At 65.1% G+C, this 16,169-nt stretch carries 18 protein-coding genes; 14 read left to right on the top strand and 4 right to left on the bottom strand.

Translation table 11 applies throughout. From position 1 onward, the window contains the following. Positions 1-30: 30 nt before the first annotated feature. The 6 genes from ptsP (at position 31) to AC1RMD_RS29450 (ending at position 6,642) form a co-directional block, all read left to right on the top strand. Positions 31-1,773, top strand: a complete 1,743-nt coding sequence (ptsP, locus tag AC1RMD_RS29475) for a phosphoenolpyruvate--protein phosphotransferase (RefSeq protein ID WP_492932152.1) — start codon at positions 31-33, stop codon at positions 1,771-1,773. Between the two features lie 77 nt (positions 1,774-1,850). After that, positions 1,851-3,005: a homoserine O-succinyltransferase MetX gene (gene metX, locus AC1RMD_RS29470; protein ID WP_492932128.1), complete on the top strand. Its 1,155-nt coding sequence runs from the start codon at positions 1,851-1,853 to the stop codon at positions 3,003-3,005. Then, positions 3,002-3,613, top strand: coding sequence for a methionine biosynthesis protein MetW (gene metW, locus AC1RMD_RS29465; protein ID WP_492932126.1), 612 nt, complete (start codon positions 3,002-3,004; stop codon positions 3,611-3,613). The genes metX and metW overlap by 4 nt, the downstream gene beginning before the upstream one ends. Continuing rightward, positions 3,613-4,878, top strand: coding sequence for an AmpG family muropeptide MFS transporter (locus tag AC1RMD_RS29460; RefSeq protein ID WP_492932124.1), 1,266 nt, complete (start codon positions 3,613-3,615; stop codon positions 4,876-4,878). The genes metW and AC1RMD_RS29460 overlap by 1 nt, the downstream gene beginning before the upstream one ends. Continuing rightward, positions 4,865-5,755: a M48 family metallopeptidase gene (locus AC1RMD_RS29455; protein ID WP_492932122.1), complete on the top strand. Its 891-nt coding sequence runs from the start codon at positions 4,865-4,867 to the stop codon at positions 5,753-5,755. The genes AC1RMD_RS29460 and AC1RMD_RS29455 overlap by 14 nt, the downstream gene beginning before the upstream one ends. After that, positions 5,755-6,642, top strand: coding sequence for a pseudouridine synthase (locus AC1RMD_RS29450; protein ID WP_492932120.1), 888 nt, complete (start codon positions 5,755-5,757; stop codon positions 6,640-6,642). The genes AC1RMD_RS29455 and AC1RMD_RS29450 overlap by 1 nt, the downstream gene beginning before the upstream one ends. Before the next feature lie 97 nt (positions 6,643-6,739). On the opposite strand, the gene AC1RMD_RS29445 is transcribed toward AC1RMD_RS29450, so the two are convergent. Further along, positions 6,740-7,507, bottom strand: coding sequence for an exodeoxyribonuclease III (locus tag AC1RMD_RS29445; RefSeq protein ID WP_492932118.1), 768 nt, complete (start codon positions 7,505-7,507; stop codon positions 6,740-6,742). 76 nt (positions 7,508-7,583) lie between these two features. Between AC1RMD_RS29445 and pyrE the strand changes: the two genes are divergently transcribed. From pyrE to AC1RMD_RS29430, 3 genes are all read left to right on the top strand, one after another. Further along, positions 7,584-8,261 carry an orotate phosphoribosyltransferase gene (gene pyrE / locus AC1RMD_RS29440; protein ID WP_492932116.1) on the top strand — a complete coding sequence of 226 codons (678 nt, stop codon included), beginning with the start codon at positions 7,584-7,586 and terminating at the stop codon, positions 8,259-8,261. Positions 8,262-8,335: 74 nt separating this feature from the next. After that, positions 8,336-8,707 (top strand): hypothetical protein, encoded by a 372-nt coding sequence (locus AC1RMD_RS29435; RefSeq protein WP_492932114.1) that lies wholly within the window; start codon positions 8,336-8,338, stop codon positions 8,705-8,707. Then, a complete protein-coding gene (locus AC1RMD_RS29430) occupies positions 8,707-9,564 on the top strand; it encodes an alpha/beta fold hydrolase (RefSeq protein ID WP_492932112.1) in 858 nt (285 codons plus the stop codon). Before AC1RMD_RS29435 ends, AC1RMD_RS29430 begins: the two co-directional genes overlap by 1 nt. 1 nt (position 9,565) lies before the next feature. On the opposite strand, the gene AC1RMD_RS29425 is transcribed toward AC1RMD_RS29430, so the two are convergent. Next, positions 9,566-10,864: an ATP-binding protein gene (locus AC1RMD_RS29425; RefSeq protein WP_492932110.1), complete on the bottom strand. Its 1,299-nt coding sequence runs from the start codon at positions 10,862-10,864 to the stop codon at positions 9,566-9,568. Next, positions 10,861-11,538, bottom strand: coding sequence for a response regulator (locus AC1RMD_RS29420; RefSeq protein WP_492932108.1), 678 nt, complete (start codon positions 11,536-11,538; stop codon positions 10,861-10,863). Before AC1RMD_RS29420 ends, AC1RMD_RS29425 begins: the two co-directional genes overlap by 4 nt. A 194-nt stretch (positions 11,539-11,732) precedes the next feature. Here AC1RMD_RS29420 and AC1RMD_RS29415 point away from each other — a divergent pair, with 194 nt between their 5' ends. From AC1RMD_RS29415 to AC1RMD_RS29405, 3 genes are read left to right on the top strand one after another with little or no spacing between them, the layout of a single operon-like run. Next, the gene (locus tag AC1RMD_RS29415; RefSeq protein WP_492932106.1) at positions 11,733-12,311 is read left to right on the top strand and encodes a porin family protein; all 579 of its coding nucleotides are present in this window, start codon (positions 11,733-11,735) and stop codon (positions 12,309-12,311) included. A 7-nt stretch (positions 12,312-12,318) separates the two neighbouring features. Continuing rightward, positions 12,319-13,083, top strand: a complete 765-nt coding sequence (locus tag AC1RMD_RS29410) for a MipA/OmpV family protein (RefSeq protein ID WP_492932104.1) — start codon at positions 12,319-12,321, stop codon at positions 13,081-13,083. A 5-nt stretch (positions 13,084-13,088) separates the two neighbouring features. After that, the gene (locus tag AC1RMD_RS29405) at positions 13,089-13,769 is read left to right on the top strand and encodes a hypothetical protein (RefSeq protein WP_492932102.1); all 681 of its coding nucleotides are present in this window, start codon (positions 13,089-13,091) and stop codon (positions 13,767-13,769) included. Here AC1RMD_RS29405 and AC1RMD_RS29400 read toward each other — a convergent pair. Further along, on the bottom strand, positions 13,758-14,336 hold the full coding sequence (locus AC1RMD_RS29400) for a nucleotidyltransferase family protein (RefSeq protein WP_492932100.1): 579 nt from the start codon (positions 14,334-14,336) through the stop codon (positions 13,758-13,760). The two genes, AC1RMD_RS29405 and AC1RMD_RS29400, sit on opposite strands and share 12 nt — an antisense overlap. Positions 14,337-14,484: 148 nt before the next feature. Here AC1RMD_RS29400 and AC1RMD_RS29395 point away from each other — a divergent pair, with 148 nt between their 5' ends. Together AC1RMD_RS29395 and AC1RMD_RS29390 are read left to right on the top strand one after the other, a co-directional pair. Then, a complete protein-coding gene (locus tag AC1RMD_RS29395; protein WP_492932098.1) occupies positions 14,485-15,522 on the top strand; it encodes a 5'/3'-nucleotidase SurE in 1,038 nt (345 codons plus the stop codon). Continuing rightward, positions 15,519-16,157: a hypothetical protein gene (locus AC1RMD_RS29390; RefSeq protein WP_492932096.1), complete on the top strand. Its 639-nt coding sequence runs from the start codon at positions 15,519-15,521 to the stop codon at positions 16,155-16,157. Before AC1RMD_RS29395 ends, AC1RMD_RS29390 begins: the two co-directional genes overlap by 4 nt. The last annotated feature ends 12 nt before the right edge of the window (positions 16,158-16,169 follow it).

Genomic DNA, 16,169 nt, shown 5'->3' with positions numbered 1-16,169 from the left:
AGCCGTCCCCGCACCCCCACCGGCCCGGCCATGGCATCCTTCACGCTGCATGGCATCCCGGTGTCGCGCGGCATCGCCATCGGCCGCGCCCACAAGCTGGCGCCGGCGGCGCTGGACGTCAAGCACTACCTGGTGGCGGAAGAGCACCTGGAAGCCGAAGTGTCGCGCCTGCAGCAGGCGCTGGTGCAGGTGCACAAGGAGCTGCAGACGCTGTGGAACGAACTGCCGAAGGATGCGCCGACCGAACTGGGCGCCTTCATCGACGTCCACGCGCTGATCCTGTCCGACCCGATGATCTCGGAAGCGCCGCTGGACATCATCCGCACCCGCCACTACAACGCCGAGTGGGCGCTGCTGACCCAGATCGACGAGCTGTCGGCGCAGTTCGACGAAATCGAAGACCCCTACCTGCGCGAGCGCAAGGCCGACATCCAGCAGGTCGCCGAGCGCGTGCTGAAGGTGTTGATGGGCACCGCCCAGATCCTGCCCGCCACCACCGGCGAGGACGGCTTCCAGGCGCAGATGATCATCGTCGCGCACGACATCTCGCCGGCCGACATGCTGCAGTTCCGCGACCGCTCCTTCATCGGCTTCGTCACCGACGTCGGCGGCCAGAACTCGCACACGGCCATCGTCGCCCGCAGCCTGGACATCCCGGCGGCGGTCGGCATGTCCGGCGCCTCGACCCTGATCGAGCAGGACGACTGGCTGATCATCGACGGCGACGCCGGCGTGGTGATCGCCAACCCGAGCGCGCTGGTGCTGGAGCAGTACCGCGAACGCCAGGGCGCCGCCGCCCGCGCGCGCAAGAAGCTCAATAAACTGAAGAAGACGCCGGCCATCACCAGGGATGGCGTCGAGATCATGCTGATGGCGAACATCGAGCTGCCGGACGATTGCGTCTCGGCGATGGAGGCGGGCGCCAACGGCGTCGGCCTGTTCCGCTCCGAGTTCCTGTTCATGGGCCGCAACAGCAAGATCCCGTCCGAGGACGAGCAGTTCGAACAGTACAAAAAGGCCGTGGTGGCGATGAAGGGCCGGCCGGTCACCATCCGCACGCTCGACATCGGCGCCGACAAGCCGCTCGACCAGACCGAGCACACGGCGCTCAATCCGGCGCTGGGCCTGCGGGCGATCCGCTACTGCCTGGCCGAGCCGCAGATCTTCCTGACGCAGCTGCGCGCCATCCTGCGCGCGTCGGTGTTCGGCAAGGTGCGCATCCTGATCCCGATGCTGGCGCACGCCTTCGAGATCGACCAGTCGCTGGCGATGATCGCCCAGGCCAAGGCCGAGCTGCGCGAGCAGAACATCAAGTTCGACGACGAGGTCGACGTCGGCGCCATGATCGAAATCCCGGCCGCCGCGCTGGCGCTGCCGATGTTCGTCAAGCGCATGGACTTCCTGTCGATCGGCACCAATGACCTGATCCAGTACACGCTGGCGATCGACCGGGTTGATTATGAGGTCGCACACCTTTACAATCCGCTGCATCCGGCTGTGCTGCAATTGATCTCGATGACGATTGCGGCCGGGCATAAAGCCGGGATCGACGTCGCCGTGTGCGGCGAAATGGCGGGCGACATCAAGCTCACGCGCCTGCTGCTGGGCATGGGCTTGCGCGAATTCTCGATGCACCCGGCGCAACTGCTGTCGGTCAAGCAGGAAATCCTGAACAGCGACCTTGCGCGGCTGGTGCCGCAAACCCGCAAGATCATGCGCTCGATGGAACCCAACGTAATTGCAGACGCGGTCGAACAATTGCAGTTGTTATAGTAAGTGGTGGGACCCATCCTCGCGGTCCCACCTTGATAGATGGCCCGCGGGGCCGACCCCTATAAAAATTAAACCACATGCCATCCTTAGGATACGTTACTCCGCAAACCATGCATTTTGCGCAGCCGCTGCCGCTGCAAAGCGGCGCATCGCTGCACGACTACATGTTGATGTATGAAACCTACGGCACCCTGAACGCCGACCAATCGAACGCGGTGCTGGTCTGCCACGCGCTCAACGCCTCCCATCACGTGGCCGGCGAATACGAAGGCCAGCCGAAAAGCCAGGGCTGGTGGGACAATATGGTCGGCCCCGGCAAGCCGCTCGACACCGACCGCTTCTTCGTCATCGGCATCAACAACCTCGGCTCCTGCTTCGGCTCGACCGGGCCGATGCACATCAATCCCGCCAGCGGCAAGCCATACGGCGCGGCCTTCCCGGTGGTGACGGTGGAGGACTGGGTCCACGCCCAGGCGCGCCTGGCCGACCAACTGGGCATCACGCAGTTCGCCGCCGTCATGGGCGGATCGCTGGGCGGCATGCAGGCGCTGGCCTGGTCCATCATGTACCCGGACCGTTTGCGCCACTGCGTGGTGATCGCCTCCACCGCCAAGCTGTCGGCGCAGAACATCGCCTTCAACGACGTCGCCCGCCAGGCCATCCTGTCCGATCCCGACTACCGCGGCGGCGACTTCTACGAACACGGTGTGGTGCCGAAGAACGGCCTGCGCGTGGCGCGCATGGTCGGCCACATCACCTATCTGTCCGACGACGACATGGCCGAGAAGTTCGGCCGCAAGTTGCGGGATTCCGCCGAGGCGGGCGACTACAAGTTCGGCTTCGGCGTCGACTTCGAAATCGAATCCTACCTGCGCTACCAGGGCGACAAGTTCAGCGAGTACTTCGACGCCAACACCTACCTGCTGATCACCAAGGCGCTCGACTACTTCGACCCGGCGCGCGCGCACGGCGGCGACCTGGCCAAGACCTTGGCGGGCACCAAGGCCAAGTTCTTCCTGGCCTCGTTCACCACCGACTGGCGCTTTTCGCCGGAGCGCAGCCAGGAGATCGTGAAGGCGCTGATCTGCAATCGCCGCCAGGTCACCTACGCGGAAATCGATGCGCCGCACGGCCACGACGCCTTCCTGCTGGAAGACCCGCGCTATATGAACCTGGTACGCGCCTACTACGATCAGGTGTGGAACGACATTGACAAGAAAGTGGCAGCATGAACTTCAGCGAATTAAGCAGCGCCCGGCCGGACCTGGCCTTCATCGCCCACTGGGTGCCGGAGCATGCACACGTGCTCGACGTCGGCTGTGGCGACGGCGTGATGATGGACTATCTGCAAAGCGACAAGCGGTGCAGCGGCTACGGCATCGAGATCGCCGACGACAAGGTGCTCGACTCCACCAGGCGCGGCGTGCGCGTGATCCAGCAGGACATGGAGAACGGCCTGGCCCTGTTCGGCGACAACAGCTTCGACACGGTGCTGTGCCTGTCGTCGCTGCAAATGATGAAGCACGTGGAGCCGCTGTTGCGCGACATCGTCCGCGTCGGCAAGGAGGCGATCGTCTCGTTCCCCAACTTCGCCTACTGGCCGCACCGCGTGGCCTTGCTGAAGGGCCGCATGCCGGTGTCGGAATCGCTGCCCTACGAGTGGTACGACACGCCGAACATGCGCTGCGCCACCATCACCGATTTCCGCGACCTGGCCGAGGAGTGCGGGCTGGAAGTGATCGATTGCGTGGCGCTGGCCGAAGGCCAGCGCGTCTCGTTCCTGCCCAACCTGCGCGGCGACCTCGCCGTGTTCCGCCTGCGTAAAAAGGTCAGCCACTGATGACGATCCAGGAACAGCCAACGAGCGCGCCCGGCTGGCGCACCTACCTGAACGGCCGCACCGTCGCCATCCTGTTCCTGGGCTTCAGCTCCGGCCTGCCGCTGTACACGCTGATCTACCTGATGCAGGCGTGGCTGGCCAAGTCCGGGCTGGACGTGAAGGCGCTGGGGCTGTTCGCGCTGGTGACCTTCCCGTACACCTTCAAGTTCCTGTGGGCGCCGCTGATGGACCGCTACGCCATCGGCTCGCTGGGCCGGCGGCGCGGCTGGATGGCGCTGACGCAGTTGTCGCTGTTCCTGGTGATCGGCGGTCTCGGCATGCTGGATCCCAAGCTGGAGCTGACCCTGATCGCCGGCTGCGTGTTCGTGATCGCCTTCCTGTCGGCCAGCCAGGACGTGGTGATCGACGCCTACCGCCGCGAGATCCTGGCCGAGAACGAGCAGGGCCTGGGCGCGGCCATCATCGTCAACGCCTACAAGGCCGCCAGCCTGATTCCGAGCGCGCTGGGGCTGGTGCTGGCGGACAGCATGTCGTGGCAGGCGGTGTTTTGGATCGTCGCCGCCTTCATGCTGCCCGGTTTCGTCTGCACCTTGCTGGCCAGGGAGCCCGCCGTGTATGGCGCGCCGCCGAAGAACCTGCAGGAAGCGGTGGTGCTGCCGTTCCGCGAGTTCGTGCAGCGCGACGGCTGGAACCAGGCCTTGCTGATCATCGGCTTCGTGCTGCTCTACAAGATCGGCGACAGCATGGCGACCGCGCTGTCGACCAAGTTCTTCCTCGATATCGGCTTCACCACCAAACAGATCGGCCTGGCGGCCAACGCCACCGGCTGGTGGGCGGCGCTGGCCGGCGGCGCCGTCGGCGGCATCTGGATGATCAAGCTGGGCATCAACCGCGCGCTGTGGGTGTTCGGCGTGTTGCAGGCGGTCGCCATCCTGGGCTTCGCCTGGCTGGCCCGGACCGGGCCCGATCCGCTGCTGTTGAGCGCCGTGTTCGGCTTCGAAGCCTTCGCCAGCCTGGGGCTGGGGGCGGCGGCGCTGGTGGCGTTCATGTCGCGCGCCACCGATCCGCGCTACACGGCCACCCAGTACGCCTTGTTTTCCAGCCTGGCCGCGGTGCCGCGCACATTCATCAATTCCTCGGTCGGGTATATAGTGGCGGAAACCGGATGGTTCTGGTTCTTTATTGTGTGCTTCATCCTGGCGTTTCCTGCCATGATGATGCTGCCTAAAATCGCCCCATGGAATACCAGCAATGAAAAAGCTTAAATTAAACGCCGCCTTGCTGGCGCTGGTCTGCTGCGCCGGCGCCATCACGCCGGTCGCCGCCGGCGGCCAGGACGACGGCATCCCCGTCAGCAGCATGTCGCGCCTGCGCGGCCTGGGCGGCGACGCCCGCCAGTTCGACCAGCAGTCCAAGCTGCAATACGACCAGATGCTGGCCCAGGCCCACCAGAAGGACGCCGTCGCCACCGAGCGCAATCCGCAGCTGATACGGCTGCGCGCCATCGCCAAGCGCCTGATCCCGTTCACCGCGCGCTGGAATCCCGACTCCGCCAGCTGGAAGTGGGAAGTCAACCTGCTCAACTCGCAGACGGTGAACGCCTTCTGCATGCCGGGCGGCCGCATCGCCTTCTACAACGGCATCCTGACCAAACTGAACCTGACCGACGACGAAGTGGCGATGGTCATGGGCCACGAGATCGCCCACGCCTTGCGCGAGCACGCGCGCGAGCAGGCCGGCAAGAACACCATCACCTCGGTCGGCACGCGCATCCTTGGCGCGGTGGGCTCGGCCTACTTCGGCGTCGACCCGCGCCTGGGCGACGCCGCCGCCGGCATGGTGGCGCAGGGCGCCGCGCTGAGCTTCTCGCGCGGCGACGAGAGCGAGGCCGACCTGGTCGGTCTGGACCTGGCGGCCCGCGCCGGCTACGATCCGCGCGCCGGCATCGCCCTGTGGCAGAAAATGAGCGCGGTGAACAAGAGCCAGCCGCTGCCCTTCCTGTCCACCCACCCGAGCGGCAGCAAGCGCATCGAGGACATGAACAAGAATATGCACCTGGTGCTGCCGGTGTATGCGCGCGCCAAGGGGCTCAATCCCAACGCGCTGCCGGCGTATCACTCGCTGGCGCTGCCGCGTACATAATGTCGCGTGCTCCGCTGCCGATGCGCGACGGTGTCGCGCCCAGCTATCTGTGGCTGCCGGAAGGGCAGTGGCCGGACCTGCTGACCTTTTTGATCGCGCGCTATCCCGACGTGACGGAAGCCTCGTGGCGCGACCGCATGGCGCGCCATGAGGTGATGGACGGCGACGGCAACGCGCTGGCACCGAACAGCGCCTACCAGCGCGGCATGCGCATCTTCTACTACCGCGAGCTGGATGCCGAGACGCCGATTCCGTTCGAGGAGGAGGTGCTGTTCATGGACGAGCATCTGGTTGTGGTCGACAAGCCGCACTTCCTGCCGATGATACCGACCGGCCGCTTCCTGCACGAGACGCTGCTAGTGCGGCTGAAGAAAAAGCTGGGCGAGCAGGATTTGACGCCGATCCACCGGCTGGACCGTGAAACCGCCGGCGTGGTGATCTTCTCGCGCCGGCAGGACAGCCGTGGCGCCTACCAGTCGATGTTCCAGAAGCGCGTGATCGAGAAAGAGTACGAAGCGCTGGCGCCGCGCCTGCACGGCCGCGACTTCCCCTTTACCTACCGCAGCCGGATGGTCGACGGCGACAAGTTCTTCATCATGAAGGAGGCGGCGGGCGAGCCGAATTCTGAAACGCGGATCGACGTCATCGAGCACCGCGCCGACTGCACCTTGTACCGGCTGCATCCGCACACCGGCCGCAAGCACCAGCTGCGCCTGCACCTGGCGTCGCTGGGCATCCCCATCATCAACGACGCCTTCTACCCGGTGGCACTGCCGTGCAAGCAGGACGACGTCTCGCAGCCACTGAAGCTGCTGGCGCGCCGCATCGCCTTCACCGACCCGCTGAGCGGCGAGCGCCGCGAATTCAGCAGCCGCCGCAGCCTTTAAACCGGTGGGGTCAAGTCTGACATTCGGACACGAGCTCTGCCATAAGCGGCGCTACGGCAGAGCTCGTGTCCGAATGTCAGACTTGACCCCCAATGGGTTAGGCGTAGGTGATCGTCAACGGCGCGTGGTCGGAGAACTTTTCTTCCTTGTAGATCGCCACCGTGGTGGCCTTGGCGGCGATGCCCGGGGTGGCGACGTGGTAGTCGATGCGCCAGCCGACGTTCTTGGCGTAGGCCTGGCCGCGGTTGCTCCACCACGTGTACTGCTCTTCGCGCGGATCGAGGCCGCGGTGCACGTCGACGTAGCCGACTTCGTCGAAGATGCGCGTCATCCATTCGCGCTCTTCCGGCAGGAAGCCGGAATTCTTCTTGTTGCCCTTCCAGTTCTTCAGGTCGATTTCCTTGTGGGCGATGTTCCAGTCGCCGCAGATGACCACTTCGCGCCCTTCGGCGTGCAAGGCTTGCAGGTGCGGCAGGAACAGGTCCATGAAGCGGAACTTGGCTTCCTGGCGCTCCGGACCGGACGAACCGGACGGGCAGTACACCGAAATCACCGTCAGGTTGCCGAAATCGCAACGCACGTAGCGGCCCTCGGCGTCGAACTCCGGCGCGCCGAAGCCGATCACCACGCGGTCCGGCTCGATCTTGCTGTAGACGCCGGTGCCGGAATAGCCTTTTTTCTCGGCATAGTGGAAGTGGCCGTGGTAGCCGCCCGGATTGAGGAATTCCGGCGTCATGTCCGGCGCCTGCGCCTTCAATTCCTGGACACAGACGAAATCGGCGTCCTGCAGGACCATCCATTTGAAAAAGCCCTTGGTGTTGGCGGAACGGATGCCGTTCAGATTGGCAGAGATGATTTTTGGCATGGTCGATTCGATGCGTAAATTTTGGAATGCGCTAGTGTAGCGTTAAAATACAGGCACTTTACAGAAATGAGGCAGTATGACGAATCCACTGAACCCCCTGCGCCAGCAATTTATCGAATTTTCGGTCCAGACCGGCGTGTTGCGCTTCGGCGACTTCACCACCAAGGCCGGGCGCCAGTCGCCGTACTTCTTCAACGCCGGCCTGTTCCATGACGGCGCGACCCTGGCCCAACTGGCCCAGTTCTACGCGCAGACGCTGCTGGACTCCGGCATCGAGTTCGACATGCTGTTCGGCCCCGCCTACAAAGGCATCACCTTGGCCTCGGCCACGGCGGTGGCGCTGGCCGGCAAGGGCCGCAACACCTCGTTCGCCTTCAACCGCAAGGAAGCCAAGGACCACGGCGAAGGCGGCACCATCGTCGGCGCCAAGCTGCAAGGCAAGGTCGTCATCATCGACGACGTGATCTCGGCCGGCACCTCGGTGCGCGAATCGGTGGACATGATACGCGCCGCCGGCGCCGAACCGTGCGCCGTGCTGATCGCGCTGGACCGCATGGAGCGCTCCGGCAAGGACGACCAGCTGTCGCCCAGCTCGGCGGTGCAGGAAGTGGCCAAGGCCTACAACATCCCGGTCATTTCGATCGGCAACCTGGACGACCTGTTCAGCTACCTGAACGGCGCAGGCGCCGATCCGCAACTGTTGCAGTACAAGGACGCCGTGGCCGCCTACCGCAGCCGTTATGGCATTGCCTAACTAGCCATATTGCTAGACTTTGAAATTTCTTTGATGTAACCTTATCCGGTATACCGGAGACTAGGGGCAAACCCATGAACATCGCAACACTGAAGGTGCACGGCGACGACGACGGCCTGTACGACATCCGCGACGGATTGCCGACCGAGCCGGACAGCGACTGGGAAAAGGGCGACGTCAAGCCCGACGGCCGGGTACGCATCGATTCGGGTTTCTACGTGGCCGTCGGCGCCGACCTGAACCCGGACCAGCTGCTCAAGCAGATCCGCCACTACCTGGCCGAGTGCCAGGCGCGCGGCATCCACTTTGAGCGCTCCGATGTGGCGGCCGAACTGCGCATCTCCTTCACCACCGAACGCGGCGAAGCGACCCCCAGCCTGGACTTCACGCTGGCCGACCTGAAGCTGCTGGTCGACATGGGCATCAACCTGAGCATCACCGCTTGATGCGGTTTTCCGAAGACCGCCTGGCCAGCTTCCGCGCCGGTCCGCAGGCCGAGCGCCGCGTCCACATCTGGGAACCGGCCGCGCCGCGCGCGGTGATCCTGGCCATCCACGGCGGCATGGCGCACGCCGGCGACTATGTCACGCCGGCGCTGTACTTCCGCCAGCACGGCATCGCCACCGTGGCCTACGACTTGTGCGGCCACCAGGATGCGCGCCGGGTCGACATTCCCGGCTTCGGCGTCTTCCTGGACGACAGCGTGGCCTTCCTCCAGTGGGTCAAGCAGCAGTATCCGGGCCTACCCGTTTATGTGATGGGCCATTCGATGGGCGCGTTGATCGCCACCCATCTGGGCCTGGGCCACTTCGCCGGCGATGCCGCCATCAAGGGTTTCATCCTGTCGTCGCCGTACTATGTGAACGCGATCAAGGTGTCGCCGGTGCTGCTGGCGCTGGCCGGCGTACTGGGCGCGCTGGCGCCGCGCATGAAAGTGCCGCTGGCGCCGCTGACCGATATGCTGACCCACGACCGCGCCATCACCGCCCGCCATCACGACGATGAACGCGACGGCATCCGCGCCACCGAGATCACGGTCCGCTTCGGCAACGCGCTGACCCATGCGCAGCAAGGGCTGGCGCCGCGCATGGCTGGCTGGACGCATCCGCTGTTCGCGGTGGTGGCCGGCGACGACAAGCTGGCCGACGCCGATGCGGCGGAACGGATGCTGAAATCGGTGCGGCCGGCGCTGTTGACCTATCAGCGGCATCCGCAGAACTACCACGAGAACTTCAATGAGCTCAATCGCGAGCAGATCTTTGCCGACATCCTGGACTGGATGGGGCTCGACGCCAAGCACTGAGCTATAAGGTGATGGTGATGCGGGCGCCGCCCAGCGGCGAACCGTCGATGGCGATGGCGCCGCCGTGCAGCTGCACGGCTTTGGCGCTGATGGCCAGACCCAGGCCGTAGCCGCTGGCGGCGTAGTCCTGTTCGCGGGCCAGCCGGTAGAACGGTTCGAACACGCGCTCCCGCGCCTCGGGCGGGATGCCGGGGCCGTCGTCCTCCACCGTGATGCGCACGGCGGCGCCATCGCGCTCGGCCGACAGCACGATGCGCGAGGCCGCATACTTGGCGGCGTTACCCAGCAGGTTGTTGACGGCGCGCGCCAGCAGGCGGGCATCGCCTTGCAGCTCGCCCAAATCGTCGGGAATGCTGGTGCTGAACTGCTGCGCCGACGCTTGCGGCGGTGCGCAGCCCTGCAGCAGCGGCGCCAGCGCGAACAGCTGGCGCGGCATGGACTGCGCCTGGTCGAGCTGCGTCAGGCCAAGCAGCTCGTTGACCAGGGTTTTCAATTCGTCGACATCGGTCTCCATCGCCACGATGCGCTTTTGCAGTGCCGGGTCGTCGGCCGCATGGCGCTCGCGCAGCAACTCCAGGCCAAACTCCAGCCGCGCGATCGGCGTACGCAGCTCGTGCGATACGGAACGCAGCAGGTTCTTGTGCGCTTCCATCAGCAGGCCGATACGCTCGGCCATGTCGTTGATGCGGCCGGCCAGCGGCGCGATGCTCGACGCCGGCCGCACCGCCGCCCGCGCCGCCAGGTTGCCCTGGCCGAAATCGTCGGCCACCTTCGACAGCGCCAGCAAACCGCGCCAGTGCCGGCGCGTCCACCAGCCTATCGGCACCAGCAGGAACAGCGCGATCACGCCGAAGCGGATCGCCTCCATGCCCAGCGCCTGGCCGATGTCGATCGGCAGGCGCTGGGCGTGGATCACGTCTTCGTCGCTGCCGATGTAGCGCGCACCGGTGGTGTCGACCCGGCGGTAGAACGCCTTGCCGCCGACGTCGATAACCACTGCGCCTTGCAGCAGCTGCTCGCGTTTGGAGGCGGGCAGCGCTGCCAGCACCGCTGGCAGCGGTTGCAGCTCCAGCGTGGCCTCGGACACTACGCGCACCTTGTTCAGGCGCGGCAGCCATTCGTCGCTGGGCGCCTGGTCGATGTACTGCTCCAGCAGGAAGATCTGGCCGGCCGCCTGGCGGCGCGCGATCTCCTCCAGCGGATCGCCGAACAGGCGGCCGAAGGTGAAGTAGATCGCGCAGGTCGCCAGCGTGATGGCCAGCATCACCAGCAGTGCGAAGCGCCAGAAGAGACGGTTCATTCCCAGGCTGAGGGGCTGAACAGATAGCCTTCGCCCCAGACGGTCTTGATGCGTTCCGCGCCGCCGTCGCCGAACTTGCGGCGCAGGCGCGAGATGCAGTTGTCGATGCTGCGATCGAGGCCGTCGAATTCGATGCCGCGCATCTTGACCAGGATGTCGTTGCGCGACATGACCTTGCCCGAGGCGTCGGCCAGGATCACGAACAGCTTGAACTCGGCGCTGTTCATCGCCACTTCGCTGTCGCGCCAGTAGACGGCGCGGTTCTCGCGCGAGATGCGCAGCTGGCCGATGACGATGTCGCTGTTGGCGGCGCCGCTGCCGCGTCGTTGCAGCGCGCGCAGGCGGGCCAGCAGCACGCGCGGCTGCACCGGCTTGTTGACGTAGTCGTCGGCGCCCTGTTCGAGGCCGGAGACTTCGTCGAAGCTGTCTTCGCGCGCCGTCAGTATCAGGATCGGCACGGCGCTCAGCTGGCGCAACTGGCGGCACACTACCAGGCCGTCGACGCCGGGCAGGGTCAGGTCGAGTATCACCAGGTCCGGCTGGGTGTCGCGGAAGTGGTCGAGCGCGCGGTCGCCGCGTGTCACCACGTCGACTACGTAATCGTATTCGTCCAGGTATTCCTTGACCAGCGCGGCGAGCCGCGCATCGTCTTCCACCAGCATTACTCGCTGCATCGCGCCTCCATTTCGCAGGTATTGTAGTGGAGCGCGGCGTCGAAGTGGCATTTTCGACAATCGGGTACACATTCGTACACTTTCTATACAAATGCCGCCTACAAATTGAGGACAATTCAACGACAGACCGAGGCGGATTCCGCAGCGTAGGGTGCCTACCATTGGAGGCTCTTACTTCAACCTGGAATCCGAACATGAAAAAGATTGTATGCAGTGCCCTGATCGCTCTCGCCGCAAGCTCGCTGGCGCATGCCGAAGGCTTGTATGTCGGCGCCAATATCAGCCCGCAGACCAATGGCAATGTCAAATTCACCGAGAACGGCGTAACGACCGGTCGCAGCGAGGTCAAGAAGGCGACGCCATTGGGTCTGTTTGCGGGATATGAGCTGTCGCCGTTGTGGGCGCTGGAAGCCGGCTATCGCACCGACAGCAACTCGACCGCCTTCGACCTGTCCCCCGGCTACCAGCTCAAGACGCGCGTCAGCACGGCCTATCTGGCGGCGCGTGGCACGTGGAAGCTGAGCGAAGACTGGTCCCTGTTCGGCAAGGCGGGCCTGGCGCAGGGGCGCATGAAGATGAATGTCAGTGGCAAGGATGCTCCGCCGGGTGTGTCGGAGCACAAGACCGGCTTGTACCTGAGCGTGGGCGCTTCCTACCTGATCAGCAAGGACGTGGCGTTGCAGCTGGAATTGGAACGCACCGCCAAACTCAAACACGACGGCTTTACCGCCAACACGAATCGTATCGCCTCGGGCGTGCGCTTCGGATTTTAAGGAATACATGAAAAAGCTATCCCCGTTATTTTTGCTGCTGGCCGCGTGCGGTCCGGCGCTGGCCGAGAACACCACCGAGTTGATGATGCCCGATGGGAGCAAGGACATGTATGCGGGGGTGGCCTTCAGCACCAAGACGGCGGTGGAGGAGGGCGAGGTGCGGCAGGTGATGCTGCGTCCGTTGTTCCAGATCCAGTGGAGCAACGGGATATTTGCGTCGGCCAACGGGGTGCTGGGCATGCATCTGTCGCGAACGACGGGCGTGGAATATGGGCCGCTGATCGTTGGCAGCAATACGCGCGACCCCGGCGACAGCAGGCGCCTGCGCGGCACGCATCCGATCCGGGGTTCGGCCGATGTCGGCGGTTTTTTTAACTACTACCTTGGCGATCAGGCCCGCCTGACTTCGAACCTGATATACGACACCAGCGCGCGCGGCTTCCGTGGCCAGCTTGGCTTGCAAAAGACCTTGCCGTCGCCGGCGCCGCACCATACGGTGTCGTTGTCGGCCGCCGTTTCGCTGGCCAGCGATCCGGTGATGCGCGAGCAGTATGAAGTGAGCATCGCCGCCGGTGGCGTGCGCGATTACCGGCCGTCCGGCGGCGTGTCGGCTGTGAATGCCGGCGTCAACTGGAACTGGGCCATGAGCAGCAAATGGCTGGTCAACAGCTCCTTGACCGGCACGCTGCTGGGCAGCGGACCGGCCGAGGCACCCTTCGTCGGTCGCCGCAATTTCATCACCTGGTCCAGCGGACTGGCTTACCGGTTTTAAACGCCATGTTTAAACTCCTCCTGCTCTGTCTTGCCTTGCTGCCGGCGTTCGCCAGCGCGCAGGAGGACTCCGACTGGGTCGAGTATCGGGACGCCTATCGCCAGATGATCTGGTTCGAGAAGTATGGCAAGCCCAAACAGTTTTTGCAGAATCACTTCCGGATCCGGCCGCGCGACAAGAGCGTGTCCACGGACGGCCTGCGGCTGACGCTCAACAGCAAGGCCACGCACCTGGCGCTGCCGCTCGATGCGTTGGGGCGCGCGCTGTTCCCGTTTTCCAAAGCGGCGTATGACGACAACGCGGAACTGACGGTGAACCGCAAGGCGGGACAGCTCAGGTCCGGTGCCTGGGTATCGATCGTGACGCGGCCGGACGGTGTCTACGCGGCCGCCGATCTGCGCACCGCCTGCGATCAATTGCTGGCCTACCTGCGCTACTCCGGCGAGGCTGCGGGAAAAAGCTGCGCCGGCGTGCAGTTGTCGTATCCGAAGAATGACAGCTCGCAGGTGCAGTTCCATGCGGCCGGCGGCGCCGTCACCATGCTGGCCGCGAAAGAGGGGCCGGCTTTTGCTGGCGATGTGGTCGCCACTTTCAGGGTGTTCGTCTATCGCTTTGCGGCGCTGCCGGAAGCGGGGCAGATCGTCACCAGCAGCACCCCGCTGGCGATTGCCGCGCTACTCGAGTGATTCGATAGCCAGCAGCGGCCAGCGCTGCGCAAAGGCTTTGGAAACGACGCGGCGCCGGTAGGTGTCGGCATCGGCGCGGGCCGGATTGTGGCGCACGCGCAGTCCGAACAGATCTTCCAGTCCGTGCGGAGCGACCACGTGGATGGTATTGTTCGCGTCCAGCGAAACGCCGACGCAGGTCGCGTATTCCGGCCAGGTCGCCACGCCTTCTTCCAGCGACAGCAGCGGCGCGACCTCGCGGCCGAATTCGCGCATGAACCATGCGTGGACATGCGCCTGGTTGGTCACTTCCCACGCCAGCGCCGGCATCAGCTGCCGCAGCCGTGCTTCCAGTTCCGCGTCGCGCTGCGGCGGCGCGCCCGGCGCGAAGTAGACCAGGTCGACGTCGGCCAGTGGCGTAGGGCTGGCGTGGCCGTGCAGCGCATCCCACACCAGCGTGCGCACGGCGCCCGCACCGATGCACCAGCTATCGAGTCCAAGACTGCGGGCGGCCGACAGCGCGGCCATCAGCTCCGCCGAGGAATGGACCAGGTCGCGCAGGTCCTGCTCCAGCGAGGACGATTTCATTGTGTGCCAGCCCTGATGGGATTGAAACACACATCATATCGTGGCTGCGTCTTTATAGCGGGTATAGGCATGGCTGGCGATCGTGTCACGCTGTCGTAACACGGCATCAATACACTTCCGCGTTCTTATTCATTCGACAGGAAGTGCCATGCCATCCTCCCGCTTCAACAGCGCCGCGCGCGCCATCGCCTTGTGCGGCGTCTTTGCCTTGCCTGCCGCACCGGCCTCCGCGCTGAACATCCTGCTGTGCAACGATGACGGCATCACTGCCGCCAACCTGCGCGCGCTGAAATCGAAGCTGATCGCCGCTGGACATAGCGTGGCGGTGGCAGCGCCCATCGACAATCAATCGGGGCGCGGCGGCTACATCGCCTTCCTGACCCCGATCGGCGCGCTGACCGGCAAGGAGCGCGGCGCGGTGGCGCTGGGCCTGGCCGCCGGCGCTCCCGGCGTCGGCGTCGATGCCGGCGATGCCGATGTCTCCTACGTCAACGGCACGCCGGTTGCGGCCTGCCTGTACGGCGTCGATGTGCTGGCCAAGAAGAAGTGGGGCGCTGCGCCCGATCTGGTGATCTCCGGGCCCAATGAAGGCAACAACACCGGTGCGATCAACGCCAGCAGCGGCACGTTCAACAACCTGGTCTACATGATCAACCGCGGCTTGCCGGCAATGGCCGTCAGCGACGCCACCACCACCCAGGTGACCTGGAGCGGCGCGCTGCCTGCATCGCATCGCGTGTATGAAGTGGCCGGCATCGTGGTCAAGCTGGTGGATACGCTGATCGCCAACAAGACCAAGGCCGGCGGACTGCTGATGCCGGAAGGCGTGGGCCTGAACGTCAACGTGCCGGACTTCAGTGCCGGCGCCGGCGCGGCGCTGCCGTACCGCTTCACCCGTATCGGTAAAGCCAGCAGCTACCTGCCGGCGTTCTACGAGAAGCTGTCGGACAGCCCGCTGGCCGTGGCTTCCGGCGTCAACTTCCCGGTGCCGGGCATCAGCCTGGCCACCGGCGGCACGGTGCTGCCGAGCGGCGTGACGCTGCCCAAGGATACCGCCGCGACATCGGAAGACAATGTGATCGGCACGAAGACCGCGGTGACGATTTCTCCGGTCGAAGGCGTGCCGCAAGCGCGCCGCGCCTTTGAGGACGCGATGAAGATCAAATTGAACGGGATCGCTCAATGAACAACTCGATGAAGGCGGCCTTGCTGGCCGTGGTTGCCGGGCTGGCGGGATGCAATGGCTCGACCACCAGCGAGCCGGCGCCGACCAGCAGCGTGCCGGTGTTGGCCGAGGGCGCGCTGCAAGGCTATGCCAATGGCGACACAGTGTCCGGCGCCAGCATCTACACCAACAAGGACGGCAAGGGTTATGTGCTGCTGTCGGCCGATGGCGACGGCGCAGCGACGGTGATACACGTGGTCGATGGCAGCAAAGGCCGGCGCGTACCGGTGGCCAGCAGCGGCATGGTGACGCTGGCATACGACCGCACGCAGGCGGTGGCGCTGAACGCGCTATCCGCCGCCAATGCGGCCGGCAGCTACCAGGTGCTCATCGACGGCAAGCCGGTGCTGTTCACGGTGGCCGCCGACGGCGCTATCAGCGCTGGCAGCAGCGACTGCAAACTGTCCGGCAAGGTGGACTTCAGCTCCACCTACGGCGGCGCAGCGGCGCTGACGTTGATCGCCAGCGGCTGCGGCAGTTCCGCCGAAGGAAACTACAAAGGCCTGGCGCTGGCATCGGCCGACACCGCGCCCGCCGCGTTGCAACTGGTCGGCGAGAACGGCAGCGTCGTGCTGGACCTGCTGGCCTATCGCTGACGCCGCCGCCAA

The sequence above is a fragment of the Duganella sp. GW822-FHT06D06 genome, from assembly GCF_058799615.1.
Note: the sequence above shows the minus strand (reverse complement) of the source record. Positions and strands in the feature narration are given on the sequence as shown.